Genomic DNA, 11,847 nt, shown 5'->3' with positions numbered 1-11,847 from the left:
GAATATGATTTCTGGGAATCAGTCTTAATTCCCTCTGATATACTTGGGACGCTTTCTTGAATGGTCTCCAACGCGCTGGGAATCAGTCTTAATTCCCTCTGATATACTTGAATCGAATCATAATACGCTTCCCACTGCGCTGGGAATCAGTCTTAATTCCCTCTGATATACTTGGGTTTACAGATTCCCTAACGATTAACCCGCTGGGAATCAGTCTTAATTCCCTCTGATATACTTGTTTAACACCCATGGATATTTGCCAGCGTGGCTGGGAATCAGTCTTAATTCCCTCTGATATACTTGGAAAAGGCTATCGCCTTCCACCCAGCTCGCTGGGAATCAGTCTTAATTCCCTCTGATATACTTGGCTATCAGCTCTCTTTTACGTGGTGAGCGCTGGGAATCAGTCTTAATTCCCTCTGATATACTTGAAAAGCATAATCACTTAACGCGCGCTTCGCTGGGAATCAGTCTTAATTCCCTCTGATATACTTGAATCAACTTCATTGAAAGCCTGCTCCGCGCTGGGAATCAGTCTTAATTCCCTCTGATATACTTGGTATCGCCCGTGACCCAATGGTCGCTGCGCTGGGAATCAGTCTTAATTCCCTCTGATATACTTGCAACACTTTCAAAGTCACTGTTGCCCAAGCTGGGAATCAGTCTTAATTCCCTCTGATATACTTGCTGGCGGGTGCCGGGTTGGCTTGGACGCGCTGGGAATCAGTCTTAATTCCCTCTGATATACTTGGGAAAGCACACCAGCAAATCGGACAACGGCTGGGAATCAGTCTTAATTCCCTCTGATATACTTGCCCAATCGAAAAATACGGCGTCGCCATCGCTGGGAATCAGTCTTAATTCCCTCTGATATACTTGGCGACGCAACTCACCCAACGGCATAGAAGCTGGGAATCAGTCTTAATTCCCTCTGATATACTTGTGCTCGCGCTGGTAACAACCGCAGTGGAGCTGGGAATCAGTCTTAATTCCCTCTGATATACTTGCGTGGGGTATGGATTCGTATTCGCCGTAGCTGGGAATCAGTCTTAATTCCCTCTGATATACTTGACGCGGGTGAAACCGTCGATTTCACGTTGCTGGGAATCAGTCTTAATTCCCTCTGATATACTTGAATCCCCCGAGGCATAACCAGCGACGCCGCTGGGAATCAGTCTTAATTCCCTCTGATATACTTGCGCTACGGTCAACACTCACCGGGGTGATGCTGGGAATCAGTCTTAATTCCCTCTGATATACTTGTCCAGGTAGCGGGGAATGGTTGAAACGTGCTGGGAATCAGTCTTAATTCCCTCTGATATACTTGTAGACATAAAGAAGGAGTTAGCCCAGAGGCTGGGAATCAGTCTTAATTCCCTCTGATATACTTGGAATTTGAAAAAATAACCTTGAAATGACGCTGGGAATCAGTCTTAATTCCCTCTGATATACTTGACTGCCGGAAATACGCGGACTACAAGCCGCTGGGAATCAGTCTTAATTCCCTCTGATATACTTGAGACTGCTGGGACGTATCTGTATGTTTTGCTGGGAATCAGTCTTAATTCCCTCTGATATACTTGCACGGTGGCGACGACAAAGCATGCGCAAGCTGGGAATCAGTCTTAATTCCCTCTGATATACTTGCAAGTCTACGTGGACGCCCAGCAAGTTACGCTGGGAATCAGTCTTAATTCCCTCTGATATACTTGGTGAAAGGGTTATTAACATTGATTGTCGGCTGGGAATCAGTCTTAATTCCCTCTGATATACTTGTGTCGCGGTGGGTGATTAGCCAGAATGCGCTGGGAATCAGTCTTAATTCCCTCTGATATACTTGAGCCGCACGAAGCCTAGACAGCGGTCTAGCTGGGAATCAGTCTTAATTCCCTCTGATATACTTGTATGCGTGAAAAGTTAATTGATAGCGGTGCTGGGAATCAGTCTTAATTCCCTCTGATATACTTGTGGGTTTTGTTTGCCCGTTTTTATCGACGCTGGGAATCAGTCTTAATTCCCTCTGATATACTTGATGCTTGGAAGAACTCGTGGAAAGCCACGCTGGGAATCAGTCTTAATTCCCTCTGATATACTTGATATCAGAGGGAATATCCCAGTTTTTCAAGGAAAAGTCAGATTTTAACGATTAAAAAATTGTTAGTTGTTCTGGCGTTTCAGGCTCAGTTTCTTCCTTATTATTAGAAAAACGCATCATTGACGACCACTGTTTGTCAGTGACAGTCATCACACGAACTTTACCACCCGCCGGAATGCCACGTGTAACAGCATTCATAACTGGCACATCAGTACCACCAGTTGGTCGATACCGCGCATAAACACTAAACTGCACCATCGAAAAACCACAATCAAGTAGCCTATTCCGATACTGCGTCGCAGCTCTTCTTTGAGCTTTAGTAACCACAGGTAAATCAAACATTACAACTAGCCACATAGGATCATCTGCCATTTCTGAAACTCCAAACAGGTGGAACTAACTTTTCAACATCATCCTCAATATAAAGACCAAACTGCTGCGCAAAATCTTCAAAAACCGCTGGAATAGTCAAACCATCTACAGAAAACTTTCCACAAGCAATATCAACTAAATCATGTTTAACTTCATCAAACTCAACCTCACCGTCCCCCAGTAAGCCAAAAACCTGAGCATCAACCGCTGGACGAAACACCTCTAGCAAATCATCCACCAAACAAAAAGCATTAGACCTACCATGATGAAAAACACCCAAAGACGGCTCTAACCCCGCAGAAAGCACCGCGCGAATCCCATGCCCACGCACAATCGCATAGGCATAATCCAACATCCCATTCACACCAAAACGCGCACCCGGCACCCGATTAAACCCCTCACCACCCAACGCCTTCCAATAAAACTTAGCAGCCTGAGCCTCAACATTAGCCGGATCCCCCGAACGAACCTGCTTCCTTAACTCCCTCAAGAAATCCCCACCACGCAAACCCAAATCATCTAAAGCACTAGCCTGCCCACGAAGCTTCTCTTTAATAATCTGCTTCCAAGCATTCTTCCGACGTGGCTCAGAAAGCTGCGCCTGCGCAATCCGCCTGGCAGCTACCCTAGTATGATCACTCCAACCAAAAGCACCACCCTCAGGAACCCCACGCCAATCACAAAGCATAACCGCAACACCAGCCGATAAACAACGATGCAACGCGCCACCCGAAAACACCACCCTATGCCCAATAAGCAAAACAGCCACATCAGAAATAGGCACCAACACTGGTTCCTTACCATCCGGCTCAATAGAAATAGCCCCGCGGGCAGAAGAAATCTGACCGCACATAGAACTACAATCCAGAACTCTCCACCCGCGAGGCATATTCCTACCCTAATCTAGCCTTGCCACGAAACCGGAAGCCCAGAATAACTAAACCTCCGCTTACGCCCCAAACCATCACGACGAATCACTTCCGGCATAGCGGAACCAAAAACCTTATTAACCGCAGGACGCCAACCTTGCCCCGCAATAATAGATTTACTGCCCTCAGAAACGTCCTCACCCAAACCTTCCTGAGCCAAATACACAGGCCTTAAACGAAGTCTTGATGGTGAGAAGAATCCAGCTACGGTCCAGTGTGTAGTCCCTGGGAAATCCTGCTGCAATTCTGCAATCTGCCCAGATGTCTCACTGCTCAAATCCAACAACAACTCATCCCCAACTACCAGCCACCCAAGGTACTCAGCTTTTCCTTCACGAATAGCTTCACGTACTTTCGGTTCCGCATAACGCATTGAAACAGACTGGGGAGGCAGTTCTACGTTAAATAAATCCTCATTCCGGTAACGCAGCAAATCTGGGGCAAAAACACGGACCATACCATAAGTCGGTTTCTTACCTGCTATACGGTAGATTCGCGCGTGATGAATTGCGCTACCAATATCTACAGACCCACCCCGCACCAGAAGTGAGGCTGCAGCTTTACCGAAAATCCCAACTTTATCTAATGGCCCATAATGCGTGCCATTCACAATGATTGTTCGATCCTCATTAGCTGGCAGCCCATCCTTCCAAGTGAAGTCTGGCTGACGTGTTAGAGCACACCAGAGAGCTGGGGTTGATGCCCGATCAATTTCAGTTAGTGACCAAGCATCCCCCACTTTATGCATTTGAAGTTTAGTAATAGTGTCATCATGAGCTTTGCCGTTGCCTAACTGCAGACGCAAGCTACTAAAGATACTGACTTCATCGTTATACAAAGCTAGGTTGAATTTTTCAACCAAAACCCGCATATTTTCTGACCAGCTCTCAAAAATTTGCCTATCTGCAACGTTTTCACCACGGAAAGATTTCCACGTTTCCGCGGCACCAATTGCGCGTTCAGAGGCACGGATGTTACCACGTAAAACCAGGGTTTTAGCTACTGAGTTTCGCAACATCGCTACAGTAGCGGCGTCCATAGCGTGGTGGCGACGATCCAATCGGGTTTTTCCATTCCCGCCGATAAAGTTCACTCGGCTTTCAAAACCAGAGGCTTTACGTGCAGCAGAAGTTAACGAACCGCGGAATACACGCACTTTAGTGCCGGTATGTTTCTCATCGAAATAGTATTGAACACGGTGTGCAAGTTCCCGAGCCATCCATGCTACGGATTCCATAGAACGGTTATCAATCTCAGGGTCAGAGACTTTACGTTTCAACCTATCTTTGACGCCTTTTTGTAATTCCCGATGTTCCTTCGATGAAGCAAAACCATCTGCAATCCAAAAATCTACTCGTTTCAAGGCTTCTGCCACTGATACACCTGGAATTCCACATTCTGCTGCCCAAACAGCGAATGGTTTATTAGATTTTGATTTATTACAACGTTCACAGGTTGCTACCAGGTTGTCACGAGTATTCGTGGACCCTAACCCCGCGCGAGGAACAATATGATCCATCTCAGAGTTTACAAACGTAATAGCAGTTCCACAGTATAGGCATTCTCCATTCTGTCGTTGAATAGCTAAATACCTAGTCACATCAGATCCACGAACACCACTGGTTGCGTTAATATGATCTGCGATTTGAGAACGGACAGCTTGATTTCGCTGATAGCGTTTCTGGTTTTCACGGTCAATCTCAACTGCTTGTCTCTTTGAGATAAAACCCTCCCGCACGTGCTCAATATTTACTGACAGGGGTGCGCCCCATTCAGCTTCAGCGGCCATTAGATACCGGTTTACTGCTTTAAGAACCCTATCTACCGCAGGATTTCCAACCCGCGCACCAATAGGTTCTGCCGGAGGACGCCAATCCTCACTAACCCCAAATTCATTAACTCGAGCTTCAAACAGATCCTCGCCATTTTCAATCATCCGTTTAGTTAAACGTTCTAAAGAATCCACTGAATAAGCTGCTCTACCGATAGGCAGACTAAATGAATCAAGTTTCTCATTATCTTCATCAGAAAGATTCTGTAAAAATTCTGCTACCTCAACTTCCGCAGCAGTTCCTTCAGTTAACTTCTCTGCATGAGACAGAGCAGAAACCATAACGCAACGCGCCTCATAGTCAGCGTTCAACCACCACTCTTTAAGTGGTTTAATCTTGCAGGTCGCAAACGCCACGTTAGTGACATCAACTGGTGGTTTCGCTGAAGCACGTTCCCCGTCAGCGGTTTGAGTTGCCGTCCCCATCAACAGATTACGTTCAACACCAATTTCTTCAGCGACATCACTCCACGTGATATCCGCAGTTGGTTTTGCATTAAGTAAATATTCAAATACGCGTTTCTGAGTTTCCACATCTAAACGTTCGTCTGCTCCTGAACCCAGATGGCGGATACGCAGATTGCTTACAATTGACGCAATCCGATAGCGTTGGAAAGCTGGATGAGCTTTTTCGGCACGACGCTTTCCATGCTGCCCTGGAAGCACATCGTATCCTACGAGTTCTCCGGAAGCTCCCTTCGGCGAATCTGCGGCAAATACAAGTTCAATTAACTCACGTAATAAAGCATCATCAAGTCCTTGAATTTTAGCAATCTTACGAAGTTCGTTCGCATTATCAGATTGCATCAATTTTCCCCCCAGAAAACCAGGTTTCTTATTTTCTGGCCGGGTATCGGTTTTCTCACGATTCTTAGGGCGTAAGTTAACATCTACAGACAAATCTAAAGCTACAACCATTTCCGCTGGAGTTGCGCCCTCTGGCATTTGCAACAGTGTCTTTGCCTCAACTCGTTCTTTCAATGCCAAATACTGGTCTGAGGGTGGCTGTTCAACATGTAGTGAGCGCACCGGCACCCACGGTGAACGCCATCCACGGTGTCGCGCAATATGTCGAACTGCGATAGCTAATTTTTCATGTAGGTCATTTTCATCACGAATCGGTGTTTGCGCTAGCTCAGCTCGAACTAGCCAAGGAGTATAAGGATCTTTGTAATCAGCATGGTCAGGAAGCGTCCAGCCTTGCGCCTCTATGAATCGGTCTAACGCAGCTAAGCGGCGTTTACGTTTGCGGAATAAACGCCGGGTGCGTCGCGCAACGCCAGACATAGCTAGGCGCGTAGTATTTGTTTTCTTACCATTAGGGTCAATACCAGCGTCATGCCGATATACAGAGAGGTTTAAGAAACCAAGTGGAGTATCGTGCTGGTCTACTTCGACTGCACAGAAACCAATAGAGTTTAAGCCAACATCAATGCCAATGCGATAGTTTTTATTATCCATAAACTTAGTCTAAAACTATCCACTGACAAAATCATTCATTTTATGAATATGTTATAAAAAAGAACCGACCCCTTAAAGAGGTCGGTTGGAGAATTCCGTACCGCTAACGAGGCGGTACTTACTGAGAATCAGTCTTAACACCAGTATAATCCCAGTACACGCAAAAAACAACCCCAAAATTCGAAATACATAGTTTAAACCTATACAAAACCGGAATATAATCCTTAAACCCCTAGATTCTTCAACTGTTCATACCACTTCCCCTTATTTTTCTTCTCTAGCAAGCTGCAAATTTTTCAGTTCTTCTCTTAACAAGTTAATCGTTTCTTCCAAAGCAGCGATACGGTTATACGTTTCATCCTCAACTCGTTGCACTTCCGAAGACGCCCGTTCAGTAATCCAAGACGCTAAAGTTGCTGTGATAATACCGATCAATGCCATACCTCCCAGCATTAACCCTAAAGTAATGACACGACCAGTCTGAGTAACCGGCGTGTAATCACCGTAGCCAACAGTAGTGATAGTAACTACTGACCACCAGAGCGCGTCAGAAAACGACGTAATGTTCGCTCCTGCTGCTGGACGTTCAGCTTCTAAAATCGCTAAAGAAGAAACAAACACTAATAAAATCGTGCTAAAAAGCGTATAACTGATAATCCTATCCCTAAGTTTCTCACCCGTAGTGCGCTGCAAAACAGACAAAAGTGTCACCAACCGAATTAAACGTAGAGGACGCAACACAGGTAACGCTACCGACGCCAAATCAATCAAGTTTGCTTTAATCCACTGAAAACGATTTTTTGCCAAAAATAAACGAATCAAGTAATCAGCTAAGAACACCAACCAAATCACAAAAATACCAGTTTCTAACCTATTAACTACAACAGCATTCGGTTGCGCTAACACCTCATAAGCGTAAAGCGTTAAAAACAGTACCGCTAAAACAGCCATCACTGTCTGGGTCTTAGCCTCCCAACGCTCTAGCTTCAACCCAAATTTGGATTCAGTATCATCACGACTCATTTTCGCTTCACATTCACCTAGATAAATACTCTTAAGTTCACACACCCTATTCTTACATTCTGATTCAGTAATTAAATAACCTGGGGGAGCTCCCATGTAGCTCCCCCAGGTTCTAGACAACCAGTTTAACTTTTACAACTCAACCTCTGGATACCTGGACTGGAAATCCAAAGCATCAGCGTAAGAAGTCTGAGTTCCCAAACGGGTTACAGAGTCACCCGCGTATAGGCCCGCAGTCTGCAGGGACTTAGCAATATCACCAGTCTTTACCCACATGTGAGAGAAGCAACCAATGAATGCGTCACCTGCCCCAGTAGTGTCACGAGCCTGAACTAGGGAAGGACCAAAGAACTCTTCAGTCTCACCGTTAGTCCAGTAAACGCCACGTGAACCCAAGGTCACGATAACGTTCTTAATGCCCACGTTCAACAGCACTGCGGAAGCATTACGAATATCATTCTGCGTATCCACTGGCATGCCAGTTAGCAAGGACAGTTCGGTTTCGTTTGGCACAATGAACTCACAGGTCTTAACCCGGTCCAGTACCAAGTCAGGTGCAGCTGGGGCTGGGTTCAACAACACTGGAATACCATGCTTTTCACCGAATTCAACGGCAGCGTAAACAGTTTCCAATGGAACTTCCAACTGCAAAACAATCAGCTTACAACCCTTAATACGTTCTGCTGCAGATTCAATATCCTCAGCGGAAAGCTGGTTGTTAGCGCCCTTAACAATAATGATGGAATTGTGGGACTGCTGATCAACAAAAATTGGTGCAACACCTGAGGAACCTTCCGTGCGTAGCACGTGGGTGGTGTCAATACCATTTTCAGAGAAGTTGCGGATAGTGTTTTCTGCGAACAAGTCATCACCAACGCGGGTAACCATCACAACTTCAGAACCTAAACGTGCTGACACAATCGCCTGGTTAGCTCCCTTACCGCCACAGCCCATCTGGAAGTCAGGAGCCTCAATGGTCTCGCCTTCTTCCGGCATCCTGGTGATGTAAGAAATCAAGTCAACCATGTTGGAACCGATTACTGCAATACCCATTTTCACTACCCCTTAATACCAGTAGTCACGCAGAAGGACTTAACTTCACCTGCTGCTAACCAAACCAACATGCCAGCAGCTTCAGCTGCTTTGAAACCTTCCGGACGAGAAGTACCTGGCAGCACGAATGCCGCAACCTTCTGATCTTCATTGTGCAGAATCCAACGAGTAGCCACTGGGAAATCTGCAGTATTAAACGCCGCTGTGAAAGTAACCCCATCAGGAGACGTTAAATCAAATTCAGCTCGCTCACCGTACTGTGGCAAATTATCCGCAAAATACACGATTTCAGGGTCAAACGCCTCAGCCCCCTCTAAAGAGTTAGCGTCGAACTTACCGGATAAAATATCCTCATTCAACTTCGTCCACTCAGGGGTCGGTGTCACGTGAGCTGGAATACTGCGACGCAACTGGAAAGCGTCATCAGGCAAACTAGAAGACATCTTCCCACCCTGTACGAATGCGTAGTTCATGTGGCACATGTACTGCAAAGGCATTGGCTGATACTTAGACAAATTCTTAACATCCAAAGTGATATCAAACAATGCAGAACCAGCGGTAAGTTTCACCGCGGGGAAAGCCTCATAGTGGTGTCCAAAACCCTGCACGTATTCATAGCGGGAAACCACTCGTGCTTCGCCCTCGGAAATCTCTACCCAAGCTTTCTGCATGTCAGCGCAAGGAAATTCACCATGCAAAGGATGAGTATCTTCTGGTGAAGGACACCCGCCAGCCAGCAAGCCAGAGTGGAATGCGAAACAACCATAATTGTCGACAATCTGCTCAGCTGGCTGAGGCTGAGAGAACATATTCGTCATCCGCAAGTCACGGCCATCAAACTCTGCTGCCCAAATGGTCGCCCCCATGTAAGGCAAGATTTCAACAAACCCACGACTATTCGTCAAAGTCAAAGACTCAATCCCCGTCTCATACTTACGAATAGAAACAGTGAATTCATCATTCTCTGCAATCACCTTAGGTTCCGCGCTGAACTGCGCACGATCCAAGAATAATTTCGTAGCCATCTTCAATCACGCAACTTTCTTAGAAGCAGTGAGCTTCCCCAAGAAGTACCAGCCAACTACTGCGAAGCAGACTGCGTTGACAATGAAAGAGAACTGCATAGAGCCAGTATAGTCAGAAATCAGACCCTGGATAACAGGGATTACAGCACCACCGATGATAGACATAACGATGACTGCACCACCCGTTTCCTGATGACGCTTATCAGCAATAGTGTCCAAAGTGCGAGAGTAAATAGTTGCCCAGCATGGGCCGAACAAGCCGGAAGTAACAATCGCCATGTAAACAGCAGACATGTTAGGAACCATTACGATGTACAGAACAGACAGGACACCCAAAACAGAGTAAGCCAACAGAACCTTGTCAGTATCAAAACGAGAAATCAACAAGTTAGCTACGAACTTACCAATGAAGAAAGCTGCGAAAGCACCAATCATGAAGTTAGCTGCGTTGCGTTCATTCAATGAAGTGTCCAAGGTCAGTGCCAAGCGGATAGTGAAGGACCACACTGCGGTCTGCATTCCCACGTACATGAACTGTGCAAAAATGCCCTTGCGGAATGCGGCGTTACGAGCCAGGTAGCTGAGGGTTTCACCAATGGATGCCTGTGCTTCCTTTGCGCCCTCACGCAGTGGCTTACAGTGTGGGAACTGAGTTATCGCAATGATTACCAGCAGGATTGCGAGGATACCAATGATAACCATGTATGGTTGCAGGGTGCGCTGTAGCATTTCCTGTGCGAAAGCTGCTTTTGCTTCGCCTTCCAAATCACCCAGCTGCTTGTGTAGCGCGTCACCGTCAGTGAAGATGAGGTACTTGCCCAGCAGAATACCAGCGATGGAGCCCAGTGGGTAGAAGGTCTGGGAAACGTTGAGGCGCAGGGTGGACTTGTCCTTTGGACCAATCATGGAAGAGTAGGTGTTAGCGGAGGTTTCCAGGAAGGACAGGCCAACTGCGATTGCGAAGAGTGCTGCCAGGAAGACAGAGTAGGTTGCTACGTGGCTAGCTGGGAAGAACATGGAGCAGCCAACAATGTAGAAGGTCAGGCCGATTAGAATACCGGTCTTGTAGGTGGAGTGGCGGATTACGCGGGATGCTGGGATAGCGATTAAGAAGTAGCCGCCGTAGAATGCTGACTGCACGAATGCGGATGCGAAGTCAGAGAGGGTGAAGATCGCCTTGAACTGGGTGATCAGAATGTCGTTGAGGGAGGCTGCTACGCCCCACATTGGGAAGCAGATGGACAGCAGGATGTACTGGAACCATGGGGTACGGTCCAAGTAGCCGTCTTTTTGTTGGATGGTTGGGTCTTTGATGATACCGAATGAACGGTTACCGGCAACTGCACCGGCTTCGTTGGTGGTGTGGGTTGCGCTCATTTTGTTTCAGTTTCCTTCCAGGAGGATTGGACCTGCGGAGGCACCGATGCGGCTTGCTCCGGCTGTGATCATTGCGTTGAAATCGGCTGCGGTGCGGATTCCACCGGAAGCCTTGACTCCCATTTCTTCACCTACGGTTTCGCGCATTAGCTTCACTGCTTCTATGGTTGCACCGTGGGTGGAGAAACCGGTTGAGGTTTTCACGTATTCTGCACCGGCACGCTTAGCAGCCAGGCAGGTTTCGACGATTTGCTCGTTGCTGAGCAGGCAGGTTTCAAGGATTACTTTCACGAGGGCGGCGCCGTTTGCGGCTTCCACGACTGCGCGAATGTCTGCTTCTACGGTTTGGTAGTCGCCTGCTTTTGCAGCTCCGATTTGGATTACCATGTCTACTTCGTCAGCACCATCAGCGATTGCCTGTTTGGTTTCCAATGCTTTTACTGCGCTGGATGAGGCCCCTAAGGGGAAGCCGATGACGGTACATACTTTGACGTCACTGCCTGCGAGTTCTGCTTTCGCGAGTGGAACGTACACAGGGTTAACACAGACAGAGAAGAATTCGTGTTCTTTAGCTTCTGCTGCCAGTTTTTTGATATCTGCTGGGGTTGCGGCTGCAGCCAAGGCAGTGTGGTCAACGTATTTGCTGAGTTGTGTCATGAGTGTTCGGACTCCTTCGTCGAA

At 47.0% G+C, this 11,847-nt stretch carries 8 protein-coding genes and 1 CRISPR repeat array (1 of these 9 running past the window's edge); all 8 genes read right to left on the bottom strand.

Annotation, left to right across the window (positions count from 1 at the left end):
• Nucleotides 1-2,096: a CRISPR direct-repeat array (repeat unit 36 nt; unit sequence GCTGGGAATCAGTCTTAATTCCCTCTGATATACTTG); it reaches 438 nt to the left of the window's first position.
• 50 nt (nt 2,097-2,146) lie between these two features.
• Nucleotides 2,147-2,467 (bottom strand): CRISPR-associated endonuclease Cas2, encoded by a 321-nt coding sequence (gene cas2, locus HMPREF0044_RS02270; RefSeq protein ID WP_006546481.1) that lies wholly within the window; start codon nt 2,465-2,467, stop codon nt 2,147-2,149.
• Entirely contained in the window at nt 2,457-3,356 is a 900-nt protein-coding gene (gene cas1, locus HMPREF0044_RS02265; protein WP_040312734.1) for a type II CRISPR-associated endonuclease Cas1, read from the bottom strand. Before cas1 ends, cas2 begins: the two co-directional genes overlap by 11 nt.
• 14 nt (nt 3,357-3,370) lie before the next feature.
• Entirely contained in the window at nt 3,371-6,688 is a 3,318-nt protein-coding gene (gene cas9, locus HMPREF0044_RS02260) for a type II CRISPR RNA-guided endonuclease Cas9 (RefSeq protein ID WP_006546479.1), read from the bottom strand.
• 264 nt (nt 6,689-6,952) lie between these two features.
• Nucleotides 6,953-7,711: a potassium channel family protein gene (locus tag HMPREF0044_RS02255; RefSeq protein WP_040312733.1), complete on the bottom strand. Its 759-nt coding sequence runs from the start codon at nt 7,709-7,711 to the stop codon at nt 6,953-6,955.
• A gap of 132 nt (nt 7,712-7,843) precedes the next feature.
• Nucleotides 7,844-8,764: a ribokinase gene (gene rbsK, locus HMPREF0044_RS02250; RefSeq protein WP_040312827.1), complete on the bottom strand. Its 921-nt coding sequence runs from the start codon at nt 8,762-8,764 to the stop codon at nt 7,844-7,846.
• A gap of 5 nt (nt 8,765-8,769) precedes the next feature.
• Complete coding sequence (locus tag HMPREF0044_RS02245; RefSeq protein ID WP_006546476.1) at nt 8,770-9,789, bottom strand: aldose 1-epimerase family protein; 1,020 nt, start codon at nt 9,787-9,789, stop codon at nt 8,770-8,772.
• 6 nt (nt 9,790-9,795) lie between these two features.
• A complete protein-coding gene (fucP, locus tag HMPREF0044_RS02240; protein ID WP_006546475.1) occupies nt 9,796-11,166 on the bottom strand; it encodes an L-fucose:H+ symporter permease in 1,371 nt (456 codons plus the stop codon).
• 6 nt (nt 11,167-11,172) lie between these two features.
• Nucleotides 11,173-11,823, bottom strand: a complete 651-nt coding sequence (gene deoC, locus HMPREF0044_RS02235; protein WP_006546474.1) for a deoxyribose-phosphate aldolase — start codon at nt 11,821-11,823, stop codon at nt 11,173-11,175.
• Nucleotides 11,824-11,847: the final 24 nt, after the last annotated feature.

This window comes from Gleimia coleocanis DSM 15436, from assembly GCF_000159015.1.
GTDB classification, from domain to species: domain Bacteria; phylum Actinomycetota; class Actinomycetes; order Actinomycetales; family Actinomycetaceae; genus Gleimia; species Gleimia coleocanis.
The sequence above is the reverse complement of the archived record's forward strand: the minus strand, read 5'-3'. Positions and strand labels throughout refer to the sequence as shown.

Excerpts from the sequence above, each read along its gene's own strand:
- cas9 (WP_006546479.1), bottom strand. The coding sequence starts at position 6,688 with ATGGATAATAAAAACTATCGCATTGGCATTGATGTTGGCTTAAACTCT.
- cas1 (WP_040312734.1), bottom strand. The coding sequence starts at position 3,356 with ATGCCTCGCGGGTGGAGAGTTCTGGATTGTAGTTCTATGTGCGGTCAG.
- cas2 (WP_006546481.1), bottom strand. The coding sequence starts at position 2,467 with ATGGCAGATGATCCTATGTGGCTAGTTGTAATGTTTGATTTACCTGTG.
- HMPREF0044_RS02255 (WP_040312733.1), bottom strand. The coding sequence starts at position 7,711 with ATGAGTCGTGATGATACTGAATCCAAATTTGGGTTGAAGCTAGAGCGT.
- fucP (WP_006546475.1), bottom strand. The coding sequence starts at position 11,166 with ATGAGCGCAACCCACACCACCAACGAAGCCGGTGCAGTTGCCGGTAAC.
- HMPREF0044_RS02245 (WP_006546476.1), bottom strand. The coding sequence starts at position 9,789 with ATGGCTACGAAATTATTCTTGGATCGTGCGCAGTTCAGCGCGGAACCT.
- rbsK (WP_040312827.1), bottom strand. The coding sequence starts at position 8,764 with ATGGGTATTGCAGTAATCGGTTCCAACATGGTTGACTTGATTTCTTAC.
- deoC (WP_006546474.1), bottom strand. The coding sequence starts at position 11,823 with ATGACACAACTCAGCAAATACGTTGACCACACTGCCTTGGCTGCAGCC.